Origin of the sequence: Paenibacillus sp. 11B, from assembly GCF_030487755.1 — a bacterium.
Classification (GTDB): Bacteria; Bacillota; Bacilli; order Paenibacillales; family Paenibacillaceae; genus Paenibacillus; species Paenibacillus vandeheii.
Window position 1 is genome coordinate 301,120 of the sequence record NZ_JAUKNS010000006.1, and the last position, 14,281, is coordinate 315,400.

Below are 14,281 nucleotides of genomic sequence, written 5' to 3' on the forward strand. Positions count from 1 at the left end.
CGGATAGCTCGCTATCCTAAACTCTACTGTATAACTATATCCAGTTCACCCGCTCAATTCAAATCCAAATTCAGAGTTTTTGCCCATCAGCGCCAAAAAAAGCAGAGCCACACCTGTAAAGTGCAGCTCTGCCTTGCTTCATTAATAAGGAAATACGTTCCGTATCAGGTCCATCGCGGCTCATATGGAAATGGACAGGTCGACTCTACCAGCTTGGCGCGCACCTGTACGAGACAGCCACAATAGCGACAGGTCGTGCCGTACTGTAAAGCTGGACAATGGGAGCAAATGCTCATACGCCGCTCATATTCACTATCCTCGACTGCCGGACGTGAGCGTGAAGCCAACGCCACGAGCCGCGCCATCTTGGCTTCACTGATCTTTACATCATATTGATCATTACATCCCTTGCATGGTTGCTGCTTTCCGATATGTCCACCTGTCACAGATGCTTCCATTGGATCAGCCCTTTACAGCGACTACTCCAACAGAGGCCGGAGGCAGCACAAAACGCAGTTTGTTATTTTCGAGTGTAATACCCTTCCATTCCGCAGGTTGAACCCGATCCGGCTGTTCAAATGTGTTGAACGCACCATAATCTGCATGATGTAGAATCTGTCCCGATACAGAAGCAGCATCCGCTGATTCGATGTGACAGACCACTTCAAGCTCATCCGTATGACTAAGGTTACACGCTGTCACATGAATAATTCCATCATTGCTGCGAGAAGCCGACAAACTTAGTTGAGGGATGGTCTCGTCCCCGAATGTATATCCAGGACTCTCATAGTTCAGCTCCAATCGCTGTGCGTCCATATGCACCTGATACATATCGAACACATGATATGTAGGCGTAAGCAGCATCTTATCTCCTTCAGTCAGAACGAGCGATTGGAGAACATTAACGATCTGTGCCAGATTGGCCATGTGCACTCTTTTATTGTGTGCGTTAAAAATATTCAGGTTGATCCCGGCAAGTACGGCATCTCGCATCGTATTTTGTTGGTACAGAAATCCCGGATTCGTACCCGGTTCAACGTTATACCACGTTCCCCACTCATCCACGATAATACCGACTCTGCCCTCAGGGTCGTATTTATCCATAATCTCGGAGTGCTTCACAAGTAACTCTTCCATATATAGCGTCTTTTTCAACGTTGTGAACCATTCGGCTTCTCCAAATCCTGTAGCCTCACCTTTATCCGCCCACTCACCTGTTGGAATGGTGTAATAATGGAGGCTGATTCCATCCATAAAACGACCGGCCTCCCGCATTAATACTTCCATCCAGTCGTAGTTGTGATCGTTTGGCCCACAGGCGATTTTATATATCTCATTTCCGGAATAATTACGTACATATGTCGCGTAACGACGGTACTCATCTGCGTAGTATTCAGGACGCATATTACCGCCGCAACCCCAGTTCTCGTTCCCGACACCAAAATATTTCAGCTTCCATGGCTCTTCACGGCCGTTGCTCTTCCGCCAGTTCGCCATTGGAGATTCCCCATCAAACGTGATGTACTCCACCCATTCCTGCATCTCCTGCACCGTACCACTTCCCAGATTGCCACTGATATACGGCTCTGTACCGAGCAGTTCACACAATCTCAGAAACTCATGCGTACCAAAATGATTGTTCTCTTCTACCCCGCCCCAGTGTGTGTTGATCATGCGGGCGCGCTCACTTTTTGGACCTACGCCATCTTTCCAGTGGTATTCATCCGCAAAACAACCGCCAGGCCAGCGAAGCACTGGAATATGAAGCTTTTGCAGCGCAGTCAGCACATCGTTACGGATGCCCTCCGTATTCGGAATAGGTGAATCCTCTCCTACCCACAACCCTTCATAGATACAGCGTCCCAAGTGCTCGGAAAAGTGACCATATATATTACGATTTATTAATCCTTGTTCCGAATCAGCCTTTAAAATAACCTCAACCATAATTTCAACCTCCTAAAAGTAATTGTTATCGCTTACAATAACGTGTTTTTGAACAGGATTCAACCGTTTTTATTTCAACACAAACAAGCCCATTCCGGCTTCACTTGCCCGGAAAAGGCTTGTTTGTTCATGTCGGCCTCATCAGGCCAAATAAGTTAAGATTTACACTCTTTTAGATTGAAATCGCCTTAAAATTATTCCATGGCATGACGCCATTTACTCGTTTTCAGCGGGCAATAACATTTTTTTCTTCCATGTTGTTCCATCATCTGTCGTCTCATAAATCGCAGGAGAATTGTTGCTTGTTACGACGAGCCAACCTGTTTTGGCAGAAGGGAACGAAATGCGGGAGCTATAACCTGGATCCTTCAGGTCAATATTTTTCCACGTGGAACCTGCATCATAAGAACGTCCAATCCCTACTTTGCCTGCTGCAGGTGATCCTCCTGAGAGATAGGCCGTCTGATTACCGATCAACGCCATGTTCCCTGGGTGACCCCCTGGTTCTGCGGGACCTTTTCCGTTCCCTGTGCTGCTTGCACCTGGAGCCGGACCACCACCTGCTGTAGATTGAGCGAATACCTGTCTCCAATTCTTGCCCTCATTCCCGCTTGCATAGAGGGAATACGATTGCTGGGACATTCCTGCGTCGCCATACAGAAGGGCCCATACCTGGTTACCGCTTGCGTATAAGTCTCCACCGCTCCAGGTTGTTGATGCCACCTTCAACGATTGCGTCCAGTTCTTGCCGCTATTACTTGTCTGCATGATACGGTAACCCGAACCAGGAGCCACGACAATGGCATAACCTTGCTTCTCTGTCGCAAACACAGCTCCGCGTGTATTGGCTGGTGTAGAGATGGGGCTCCATGTTGCACCCCCGTCCTTTGTCATATATGCCCCATTATAGGTGTACCCAAAGCCTTCATTTTTAGTGCGAAAATCAATTCGCTTAAATTGTAAGCCACCAATATCCATCCGTGTCCAGTGTGATCCACCATCTGTTGAGCGGATGAGATACGTCGTAGGAGAATTCTTCACCTGAGCCAATGCAAATCCATTCACATTATTCGGAAAATCAAGTTGTGTGAACTGCCATTGACCGGTATAAATGGACTGCCACGTACAGCCTGCATTCGAGGTACCGATCAGGAATCCCTCGCCAGCAGCCCGTCCGGTTGTATTGTTTAAAAAGTCGATATCCGTAAATTGCAGTCGCTGGTCTTCCACACCACTGCCCTTTTTCAACGTAGCTGTTAATCCATGATCTCCACTTCCACACGTTGGGGAGGATGCAGCGTTAGCGCCTGGTAGTGTATGTACCGGACCAAGTCCCCAAGCCAGCGTTATCGATAATGCGAGTGCGCCGATCCGTTTCCATGTCATTCTGCTCATTGTTGTCATTGTGACACCTCCTTCTATGGTTTTACCCCATTTTGCAGGATTTAACGTAACAATTTGTTTATCCCGCGTGACATTATTGCAATAAAAAAACACTCATGCCCACATTTTGTATCTCATGGGCATGAGTGGTTCATCATTAATCTCTACTACGAGCCGATTTAAATGGGATATGTCTTAAAAGCAATAATCACAAAAGTGATACTTAAAATCAGGCACAGGACAAAATGCAATTTATTGTATTTAAGTGTCTTGATGCTAAAGGCAACATATAACATAGCGAGATTAGCCAGTATTAACGTTAAATTGATGAACAAAGTCATTGTTAATATAAGATTGATGGTAAATATCATAAGTACCGCTATAAACCATTTGGGATACATACTCAATTGAGCCCGGATTGCATGCATAACAAAACCCCTTCCCTCTATTTCCATATTATACATAAATATTAAGATAGAGTCATCCCGAATAAGTGTTTTCTGCATGACACACGGGTGTATTTATATATACAACAAACGGTAGAGGCATGGGAACGTACGTGCTATAATCGATGTTATGGACTTGAATTGCAAGCGAAAACCCACCTCATAAGGTTGACAGCCTGACGGTGGGTTTCGCTTGAATAGCAATATTTAATTCATGCACGCCGTGGCAGTCCACAGCCTTTCGGGGTCCTAAGAGTCTTTACCGTTGGCGCGGTGAAGGCTCTTTTTTATATATGGTCAAACCCAATCACCATATACTTCACGAATGTAATATATCAATGAATATATTACTGAATACTTTTGTAGTCCGTATAACATCATCCAGAAATGAGGTTCAATCAATCAAGTTTAAGAAACGATCATAAAAAAACGCCCTCTCCTACGCAGGCTTTTAACCCGGCGCAGACAGAGGACGCTGTTATTTTACTGTTATTTTACTATTACTTCACAAATCCAAGCAGCATTTCACGGATCATCTTCGCAGCCACAATTTGTGTCTGTTCCGTAGGATCGTAAATTGGTGCCACTTCCACCAGATCACAACCCACTACATTTACATCTGATCCTGCAATCATGTGGATGGCTTCAAGCAGTTCCTTGGACGTAATACCGCCCGCTTCTGCTGTTCCTGTACCCGGAGCCGCGGACGGATCAAGCACGTCGATATCAATTGTAACGTATACCGGACGGTTACCCATTTTCGGAAGAGCTTCCTTCATCGGAGCTGCCACTTCAAATGGATAGAAGTTGATGTTCTCCCGTCCGAATTGGAACTCTTCACGAGAGCCGGAACGAATTCCGAACTGATAAATATTTTTGCCACCCATCAGTTCAGCTGCTTTACGCACTGGTGTCGAGTGAGACAATGGCTCGCCTTCATAGTTTTCACGAAGGTCGGCATGTGCATCAATATGAATCAGGATAAGGTCGGGATATTTTTTGTACATTTGCTGAATGACAGGCCAAGTAACAAGGTGTTCCCCGCCGAGACCAATCGGGAATTTGTCGTCCGCCAGCAGGCCACCGATATATTCTCCGATGACTTCGAGACTGCGTCCTGCGTTACCGAAAGGCAAAAGCAGATCGCCGGCGTCAAAGTAAGTCATATCCACAATGCTTTTATCCAGGTAAGGGCTGTACTCTTCAAGTCCAACCGAAGCCTGACGGATATGGGAAGGACCAAAACGGGACCCTGGACGGAAGCTGACGGTGTAATCCATCGGCATACCATAAATGACCGCTTTGGAGTTCTCATAATCCTCTGAACTGCAAATAAACACGTTACCTGAATAAGCTTGATCCAATTTCATCTCAATAATCCTCCTTATTTCGTAAGGTCTTCCACGAATTTAGGAAGAACAAACGCCGCTTTGTGCAGACGTGGAGAGTAATATTTCGTATCCATCTCTGGAATCTGCGTCTCGTCCACCTCAAGCGGATTATGTTTTTTGCTCCCCATTGTAAAAGTCCACAGACCACTTGGGTACGTAGGGATATTACAGCCGTACACATGTACGATCGGGAAGATTTCTTTAACGTCCTTGTTTACCTTTTGGATCAGATCCGCTTTGAACCACGGGTTGTCCGTTTGAGCAACGAAGATCCCGTCCTCTTTTAGCGCTTCATAGATGCCTTGGTAGAAACCGCGCTCAAATAGCGGAGCAGCCGGCCCTACAGGCTCTGTGGAGTCAACGATGATTACATCGTATTCATTTTTATGCTCTATAATATGCATGTAGCCATCGTTCACCAGCACTTCGACGTTAGGCTCGTCCAACTTACCGGCGATTTCGGGCAGATACTTTTTGGAATATTCAATCACTTTCCCGTCGATTTCGACAAGAACTGCCTTTTCTACAGCAGCATGCTTAATGACTTCACGGATAACTCCGCCGTCACCGCCACCGACAACCAGCACCTTTTTCGGATTCGGGTGTGTGTTTAGCGCAGGGTGAGCCGCCATTTCATGATAAACGAATTCGTCTTTCACCGTCGTCATCACCATGCCGTCAAGCAGCAACATATTGCCGAATTCCTCGGTCTCTACCATAGCCAGATCTTGAAAATCCGTCTTTTCGCTTACATAGGTCTGCTTAATCTTCGCGGTGATTCCGAATGCGGGGGTCTGTTTCTCCGTAAACCACAATTCCATAATCTCTACCTTCTTTCCGTAAAGTTAATGATCAGCCATACCTGACAAAGCGCGGGTGCGCTGCCAGTTCGCCCAAGCACGTCCAGCGTTCGGCGCCATACAGCGTTATGGTTGCTGGCTGCGGGAAAGGTCCGCGTTTCACTACATTATATAGATTAAATTGACCAGAGCGTACAGAGCGTCTGAGTGATCAAATAATCACTGACAATGGTACTGTTCGATCTTCCTTGCCTGTTGTATGTTGTGCCGAACTGTTATCTTTCATTACCCTTTTGCATTATACGCGATTGACGTTTATACTGCAAAACGGTTTTTTTCTGCAAAAAAGCTATATTTTAAACCGTTAAACGGGATGATTGAATATCCATGTCACCGAATTCCCATACTGGAAAGAAAAGAAAGGAGCCCGTTCCATGACCCAACCAAGCCAAAAGACCCGCAAACGCGGGTTCCGCATATGGAAAGTCATCAAAAGTCTGACTCTGCTCGCTATTCTCGGCCTAATCGCCCTGACAGCAGGATTAGTCTACCTATACGCCACTAGTCTGCCGCTGGCTGACTCGGATCGCAATTCCAGACTGCTGGACAGCCAGGGCGAAGTCATTGCCACTTTCTCGGCGGGAGGCAAAGACTCGGTGCCTGTACAGTTAGGAGATATTTCACCTGACTTAGTCAACGCCACACTTGCAGTTGAGGACCGCAAATTCTATGATCATGTCGGCTTCGACATCCGAGGAATGGGACGGGCTGTACTCGTAAACCTGGAGCATATGCAGATGTCTCAGGGCGCAAGTACACTGACCCAGCAGCTCGCGCGCAACTTGTATTTGTCCCATGAAAAGACGTGGACCCGTAAAGCCAAGGAAGCCATGTACACGGCACAATTGGAGATGAAATACACCAAAGATGAAATTCTGCAGATGTACCTGAATGAAATCTATTACGGTCATGGTGCCTACGGAATCGAAGCGGCTTCGCGGATGTATTTTGGCAAATCGGCCAAACAGTTGACACTCTCCGAAAGTGCCATGCTTGCAGGAATTCCAAAGGGTCCGACGTACTATTCTCCATATAATCATATGAAGAACGCCAAGGATCGGCAGAAGGTTGTACTAAATGCCATGGCTGACATCGGCAAAATTACGCAAGCGGAAGCTGATAAGGCTTATGAGGAAATGCTCTCGTTCAAGCCGGAAAGTGAACGTAAAACCGTGGAAAGCGCCCCCTATTTCCGCGATTATATCCGGAATCTGGCCGTCAAGGAGCTGGGAATCAGCGAAGCGATGCTGGATCATGGAGGATTGAATATATACACCACGCTTGATCTGCGTGTGCAAAAAGCGGCGGAAGACGCCGTAGCCAAAGGCATGGATGCCAAAAGCGAGCTGGAAACCGCTCTGGTATCGATCGATCCCCGTACCGGATACATCAAAGCGATGGTGGGCGGCAAAAATTACCGCACCAATCAGATTAACCATGTACTGGCGACTACACGCCAGCCAGGATCTGCTTTTAAACCGATTATGTATCTGGCTGCCCTGGAATCCAAACAGCTCACCAGTGCTTCCATGTTTAAAAGCGAGCCAACCCTGTTTCATTATGACAATGATCGCAAAACCTATAAACCCGGCAATTTCGGGGATAAGTATTTAGGCGAGATTGATCTGAGACAGGCCATCGCCGCTTCGGACAACATCTACGCGGTAAATACGATTATGCAGATCGGACCTGAACAAGTGGTGAAGATGGCCAAGAATCTAGGGATTACGAGTAATATGAGCCCGGTACCCTCCCTTGCACTCGGAACCTCACCGGTTAGTCCTCTGGAGATGGCTTCCGCATTCTCCGCTATTGCCGCAGGTGGACAGCGAACACCTCCTGTAGCCATTCTGCAAGTGACGGACGCCGCAGGACGAGTAATCTATGAAACACCTCAGACCAAGGCTGAGAGGGTCGTTGAACCCGCTGCTGCTTATGTATTAACACGGTTGATGGAGAGTGTGTTCGAAAATGGCGGAACAGGCAATCGGGTATCTGCAACCATTAAACGGCCTGTCGCTGGCAAAACGGGGACAACGAATACGGATGCCTGGTTAGTTGGCTTTACCCCAGAGCTCTCCACAGCTGTCTGGGTCGGTTACGATCAGGGCAAAGCCATCTCCACATCCGACGGGCGTCGTGCGGCACCTATGTTTGCCCAGTTCACGGAACAGGCTCTTGCCAGTGTTCCACCGAAGATCTTCACCGTACCGGATAACGTCGTCAGTGTATATATCGATCCCGAATCCGGCAAACTGGCGGGCAATGGCTGCGCCGAGAAACGGCTGGAAGTTTTTATTGATGGCACAGAGCCGACTGAGGTCTGTCGCAGCGCTTCAGACGATTCGGGTTCAGAGGATGATAAAAACAGTCGCGAAGTGCAGAATCAGCAGGGAATACAGGAAGAGAAGCATTCATGGTGGAAGGATTTCAAACGCTGGTGGGTGGAATGACCAAAGTGACGTAAATACGTAATGACGCAATTACGTCACTCCAAAATTTCCAGTTTCAGCACAAAAGCAAAAGCCCCGAACCGATCATCTCGGTCACGGGGCTTTTGCTTCTTTTTTTGAACGGCTTTTTCACATTAATTAGGCAAGCGCTTCTTTCAATTCATCTGGAGAAGCGTTCCACCATTCTTCGTTATGCGTAATCAGCAGTTTTTTGAGTGCTGCGCGATCCTCCGGTCCAAGATCATCCAGCATGAACCGGCGCTTCATAGCATAATCCATACGATTCACATGTTCGGCCAGCAGTTTCCATCCACGACGCGCTTCTGTATCAATCCACATCTCACACGCGGTTGCTCCACCATAGAGCTGCCCCTGTTCGTTACGGTCCACAGCTACCCATACCAGCCATACCTGGCGTCCATTGGGTACGTCCTCACGATTGGTGGAGAATTTGATGTTGCGCTCTACCTTACTCTTCGCATGCATTGCACCAATATCGATCTTAGCTTCTCCGTTATCAATAATAACTGGAGACAGGTTGTTCAGATCAATAGAGCCTGCACCGAAGCCTTTGTGTTTGCTCTTTGCACTAACGATATTCAAGGCAATCTGTTTTTTGCCGTTTTGCTCGTTTTGGTCCATTTTATAGCCTCCAAGGGTTGATACAAATATTTTAACTAATAATCGCCCCAATGCAAACATATACATGCTGTAGATGCTTGTCAACGGGAGGTATTTAACGATGATTCCACGACGCGCCAAGAGCTGGCTCACCGCAATTATAGCCCTGTGTGTAATTGCCGGGGGGATATGGCTTGGTCTGGGTACCACACGCTCCATTCATTCTGACTTGCCTGCGCTCGCCCCGGAATCGGGCAAGCCTACGGCACCCGTCAAAACCCAAACATCTCCGGAAAGTATACAGACACCTACCGCTGAAGTGTTCAGCAACCGCGTAGTGGAATATCACATGGATGTGAAGCTGGTAGACGGAAATGTATTACAAGGGACTCAGACGATAACCTGGACACATCCAGGCAAGAAAACCGTCAGTGAGCTTTATTTTCACATGTATCCCAACGCCTTCTCTTCTGCCGACACCACCTTTATGAAAGAATCCGGGGGAAAGCTTCGCGGCGATGTTATGCCCACGGACGGTTATGGTTCCATGCATATTACAGAAATGAAAACAGAGGACGGGCTTTCCCTCCTGCATCGGATGCAATATGTGCAGCCGGATGACGGAAATATGAAAGATACTACCCTAATTAAGGTACGGCTGCCCAAACCTGTTAAAGCCGGTGAAAGCATCACGCTTCACACCCGATTCGAGGTCAAGCTGCCGAAAATTTTTGCCCGCATGGGAACAGCAGATAACTTTGTTATGGCAGGCCAATGGTTTCCTAAACTTAGCGTATATGAGCCAGTAGGCACACGTGGTCGAACGTCCGAAGGCTGGAATTTGCATCAGTATCATGGCAATTCAGAGTTTTATGCAGATTTCGGTATCTATAGTGTACGTATTCGGGTACCGGAAACATACAAGGTGGCTGCTACAGGATTCCCAACCCAGCAAGCTGTGGTGAAGAACGGCGAAAAAATCTATCAGTTCTATGCCGATGATGTACATGATTTTGCCTGGTCAGCCTCACCTGATTTTGTTTATGCGGAAGAGCCCTTCTCTGCTCCTAATGTGCCTGGCGTTCGAATCAAGCTGTACCTCGACCCTGCTCATGAGGATCTGAAGGAACGTTATTTCTATGCAGCCAAAGCAGCACTATCCAATTATAGCAAATGGTTTGGCCCTTATCCGTATTCTACACTGTCCATCGTTGTCCCGCCCAAATCGGGGAATGGTGCAGGGGGAATGGAATACCCTACTTTGGTCACTGCCTTCGGTGCGGATGATTCCGCTCCTGGTTACGATCTGGAACGCACGGTTGTGCACGAGATTGGACATCAGTATTTTTACGGCATGGTCGCCAGTAATGAATTTGAAGAGGCTTGGCTGGACGAAGGATTCACCTCCTATGCGGAAGACAAACTGATGGAACAGGAATACGGACTTATCCCGAATCTGCCCGTACAATCAGGTCTCATTACTTCCCCAGCTCCACTGACACAAGACTCCTGGAAGTTTGATTCCCAGAATCATTATGCAGCCAACGTATACACAAGAGGCAAGCTTGTATTACTCGGGATCGAGCAGCAGGTTGGTGCTAAAACGATGGAGCGCATTCTCTCGACCTATGTGAAGAAATACCGCTTCAAACACCCTACTTCTTCTGATTTTCAAAAGGTCGTGGAACAAGTGACCCGCACGTCCTGGTCGGATTATTTTGAACAATACGTGTACGGAGACGGCATGGCTGACTTTGCAGTGGAGAAGATTAAGGTCACTCCCGTCCTGAAAGACGGTCAAACCTTGTACGAGTCGTCGGTTACAGTGCAGAAAAAAGGCAGTGAATATACGAAGGTGCCTGTTCGAATTATGTTCGAGGATGGGAAAACCATGACGAAAGAATGGGATGGTAGCAAGGAGCGCATTACCTACAAATTGACCTACACTTCCCCGGTTTCCTGGGCGATGACTGATCCGCTATACACGATCGTGCTGGAGAACCATCATATGAACAATTTTCTGAAAGCCGGACTGGATGAGCCAACCAAATCCCGCTGGAGTATGAGCGCAACCAAACTTATAGAAGCTATATTCGGAAGTCTGTCATGGTGAGGTGGATACAGTGAAAGCGAAAATACGTGAAGGCTGGTTTCTCGTCCGTCAGCATATGTTCATTGCGGCACTCTTATTTCTCTATCAATTAATATGGGGATACTTTCTTTATCGGATGGTACAGTCAGCTGTAGTCCCGCTTCTCCTGCGTTATCCTGAACCTGATGCCGGGGAGCTAAGTACGATTCTATTCAAAATGGAGAGCCAGCTTGGTCTGTCAACAAACCCGGAGGTCCATCGCTATTTATGGATTCTAGGGGCTATGCTGCTGCTGCGGATGCTAATTAGCCCACTCATTCAGGCAGGGCTGCTCTACTCACTCCAGCATTTTAATCATTCGGAAGAGCGCGTTCCATTCATTCGCGGCATCAAAAATTTGTGGAAACCGATGCTGTTACTTCACACGATTCGAACCGTATTGCTGCTGCTGCCGGCTTATTGGCTTGCACCGAAGCTCTATTCCATCTTTATGGATGGCTTTCATTCCCTCCAACTGCTCTTGCCGGGTATTCCCTATGTTGCTGGTTGGATTGTATACGGGTGGGTAATACATCATGCCCTTCTCTACATGCAGTTTGGGGTCTCGGCTCCTGACGGGGAAGGCGGAGCCCGTGGTACGTTCCAGGCCTTATGGATTGCTCTGCGCCAAATCATCACTCTGATCGGTATTGCGACCCTGCTGGGCGGTCTTCATCTGCTGGTCTTTGTTGCCTTTACCTCAGCTTCATGGTTAGTAACAGGCTTAACCGGCCTTATACTACAACAAACGTACCCACTTGCCCGGTGCTTGCTGAGTCTGTGGAAAATATGCGCCCATTTCCGGTTATGGCAGTCCAACTCGGTCAAGGAATAAATTGAACGATCAAAATTGTTACTATCTCTATGTAAAGTTAAGTTCATCAAATGCCGTTAAACAAGCAAACCTCGACCTTTCCCCGTCAAAGGTCGAGGTTTTTTTTGCTAATTTTGTTGCTAAACGTTGCCAAAGTGATATACCTCTGTTACAATAATCGCAGTGAGTTTTTAGTAACAACTTTGTAATCTTTACCTTCATATTTGTAACTACTTAAAATTTAATCGTCATTTCTTGATTTCGCAGGTGCACAACTAGCATAGCCAAATTCCTAGCACCTGGGAAGCGGGGGAACCAGTTATGGGTGAATTGATCTTGCAACAGAGGGATCATAGGGGACCTTCAACCGAATCCTTAAGCTAACCTCGCAGGCATTGGAAGGGGTATATCTTTTGTTTAAGAAGAAATTAACCGCAGCTGTACTTAGCCTCACATTCGCATTATCGCTTGGAGCAGGCAGCGCATTCGCAGATTCAAAAATGGACCAAGTCATTGATTCAGCAATGGGAACTACATACAAAAGCGGAGGAACAACGCTTAACGGCTTTGACTGCTCTGGGTTTACAAGTTATGTATTCGACAAGCTGGGCATTGATCTGGCGCGCCAATCAAGTTCACAATTCGACATGGGCGATTCAGTATCCCGTATGGAAATGAGACCAGGTGATCTGGTATTCTTCAATACAACGGGCAAAGGGGTCTCGCACGTAGGAATCTTTGTAGGAGATGGAAAGTTTGCACACTCCTCTTCTTCCAAAGGAGTTACAATCAGCGCATTAAGTGAAAGCTATTGGGCTAACCGCTATGTTGGCGCTAAACGCATTATGAGCACGGACGCATATGAGACATTGGCCATCGACTAGGGACAAGCGGAGCAACGTCATGCTGTAACAATAACACTACTGTAACGAAGCATAATAGAACCGTCTGGTACATTCTCCGCAGGAATGTATCCGGCGGTTTTTTTGTGCTTCGTTTCATCAAAAGTATTTTGGGATAAGCTATCTAACCTAACTTTACTTTTTTCAGGGCTATTTTGCATTGCTTCGTCCGTGCTCTTATAATGTTTTTACCCATCCCACTATAATATAAACGAAATTACCGGAACTTTTGTTTCACGTATCTACATAAAAGTGTACAAAAAGAATATGTACATAATTCTCAGTTATACCAGTGAACCCATATACCTCTGGAATGCCGATTATGATATGTTCATTATGGAGAGGTGTAGCATATATGTTAAATCAACCAATCAAACCTATGCTGCTGTATCCGTTGCAGCCTAATCAAATAAAAAGATGGAAGTATAATAGTTTGAAATGGGATGGCTTTAGAATACTGATCCACTATGAGAATGGTAAAGTTCGTGCATTTTCAAGGCACGGTTACGGAAATTACATCAAGGTTTCCGGAATTGTTAGATATAAAGCTTCCCGTAAAATCAGCGATCCTGGATGGAGAGTGCATAGCATTTGATTTAACCCAGCCCAAGGATCAGCCACCGAAATACTGGTGGGATGATGCTATGGTAAGATTTAATACTAAAACTGAGTCAGGGGTTAAAAGAATTGTGACCACTAGTGGACCGAGTTCACGATCTATTATGCAACTTAAGCACAATTGCTGCTGTACTCTATGTTACAGTAAAGTAATATTCTTGAGGAGGTCTTTTTCTTTTGCATACTGAACACCTGGACATCATAAACAACGGCTAAATAGGAAATACGAACCAATCCTTTTGATTACTTTTATGCTATAATATGGTCAAAAATTAAAAGGAGTTGTATTTATCTCTAACCGGAAAATTATATTTGTTCTGCTTGCTTTACTTTTGTTTTTGTACGGCTGCACGAGCAAATCAGTTAGCGAAAAGCGTTTAGTTGCAAAGTCAGATAATTGGGTAGTTACAATTGATCTTGTACCAAATGAAGATAAGTACGAAGAAATTCCTTCCATACAATATATTGGAGAAGATCCTGTTGATGAAGAGGTAGAAGTTAATATTCTACATCCAAACAACAGTGCAACTAAAAACACAGTTAGTACTACAATTTCTCCAAATGAAGTGATTCAACTACCTACAAGGAGCAGTGTGGATGATTGGAAAGATGTTAAAAGTGTGAAGATAGTTTGGGGAGGAGAGGAAGAGGAAATTCCTGTAACTGAATGAGCACTATCTTAACACAATGGAAGAAGAGAAACAGCTTGAAAACGCTT

Annotated in this window: 12 protein-coding genes and 1 riboswitch; of the genes, 6 read left to right on the forward strand and 6 right to left on the reverse strand. The window is 46.3% G+C overall.

What is annotated here, in order from left to right:
* Positions 1-164: 164 nt before the first annotated feature.
* The 5 genes from Q0V21_RS25570 to speE all read right to left on the reverse strand — a co-directional run bounded on the left by Q0V21_RS25570 (position 165) and on the right by speE (position 5,985).
* Positions 165-458: a DUF6171 family protein gene (locus Q0V21_RS25570; RefSeq protein WP_301881177.1), complete on the reverse strand. Its 294-nt coding sequence runs from the start codon at positions 456-458 to the stop codon at positions 165-167.
* 4 nt (positions 459-462) lie between these two features.
* Positions 463-1,944: an alpha-N-arabinofuranosidase gene (locus tag Q0V21_RS25575; RefSeq protein ID WP_301881178.1), complete on the reverse strand. Its 1,482-nt coding sequence runs from the start codon at positions 1,942-1,944 to the stop codon at positions 463-465.
* Positions 1,945-2,160: 216 nt separating this feature from the next.
* Positions 2,161-3,348 carry a WD40/YVTN/BNR-like repeat-containing protein gene (locus Q0V21_RS25580; RefSeq protein ID WP_301881179.1) on the reverse strand — a complete coding sequence of 396 codons (1,188 nt, stop codon included), beginning with the start codon at positions 3,346-3,348 and terminating at the stop codon, positions 2,161-2,163.
* Positions 3,349-4,273: 925 nt separating this feature from the next.
* On the reverse strand, positions 4,274-5,143 hold the full coding sequence (gene speB / locus Q0V21_RS25585) for an agmatinase (RefSeq protein WP_024628791.1): 870 nt from the start codon (positions 5,141-5,143) through the stop codon (positions 4,274-4,276).
* 14 nt (positions 5,144-5,157) lie between these two features.
* A complete protein-coding gene (speE, locus tag Q0V21_RS25590) occupies positions 5,158-5,985 on the reverse strand; it encodes a polyamine aminopropyltransferase (RefSeq protein WP_090905341.1) in 828 nt (275 codons plus the stop codon).
* A gap of 413 nt (positions 5,986-6,398) precedes the next feature.
* On the opposite strand from speE, the gene Q0V21_RS25595 reads away from it, so the two are divergent.
* On the forward strand, positions 6,399-8,477 hold the full coding sequence (locus tag Q0V21_RS25595) for a transglycosylase domain-containing protein (protein WP_301881180.1): 2,079 nt from the start codon (positions 6,399-6,401) through the stop codon (positions 8,475-8,477).
* Positions 8,478-8,615: 138 nt separating this feature from the next.
* On the opposite strand, the gene Q0V21_RS25600 is transcribed toward Q0V21_RS25595, so the two are convergent.
* On the reverse strand, positions 8,616-9,119 hold the full coding sequence (locus Q0V21_RS25600) for a YwhD family protein (protein WP_079345562.1): 504 nt from the start codon (positions 9,117-9,119) through the stop codon (positions 8,616-8,618).
* A gap of 100 nt (positions 9,120-9,219) precedes the next feature.
* Here Q0V21_RS25600 and Q0V21_RS25605 point away from each other — a divergent pair, with 100 nt between their 5' ends.
* The 5 genes from Q0V21_RS25605 (at position 9,220) to Q0V21_RS25625 (ending at position 14,234) form a co-directional block, all read left to right on the forward strand.
* A complete protein-coding gene (locus Q0V21_RS25605; RefSeq protein ID WP_024628795.1) occupies positions 9,220-11,211 on the forward strand; it encodes a M1 family metallopeptidase in 1,992 nt (663 codons plus the stop codon).
* A gap of 10 nt (positions 11,212-11,221) precedes the next feature.
* On the forward strand, positions 11,222-12,064 hold the full coding sequence (locus tag Q0V21_RS25610) for a hypothetical protein (RefSeq protein WP_301881181.1): 843 nt from the start codon (positions 11,222-11,224) through the stop codon (positions 12,062-12,064).
* Between the two features lie 251 nt (positions 12,065-12,315).
* A riboswitch (cyclic di-AMP (ydaO/yuaA leader) is annotated at positions 12,316-12,453 on the forward strand.
* 3 nt (positions 12,454-12,456) lie between these two features.
* Entirely contained in the window at positions 12,457-12,927 is a 471-nt protein-coding gene (locus tag Q0V21_RS25615) for a C40 family peptidase (protein WP_024628797.1), read from the forward strand.
* Between the two features lie 373 nt (positions 12,928-13,300).
* On the forward strand, positions 13,301-13,540 hold the full coding sequence (locus tag Q0V21_RS25620) for an ATP-dependent DNA ligase (RefSeq protein WP_079345556.1): 240 nt from the start codon (positions 13,301-13,303) through the stop codon (positions 13,538-13,540).
* 355 nt (positions 13,541-13,895) lie between these two features.
* Entirely contained in the window at positions 13,896-14,234 is a 339-nt protein-coding gene (locus Q0V21_RS25625) for a hypothetical protein (protein ID WP_179132658.1), read from the forward strand.
* Positions 14,235-14,281 lie beyond the last annotated feature (47 nt).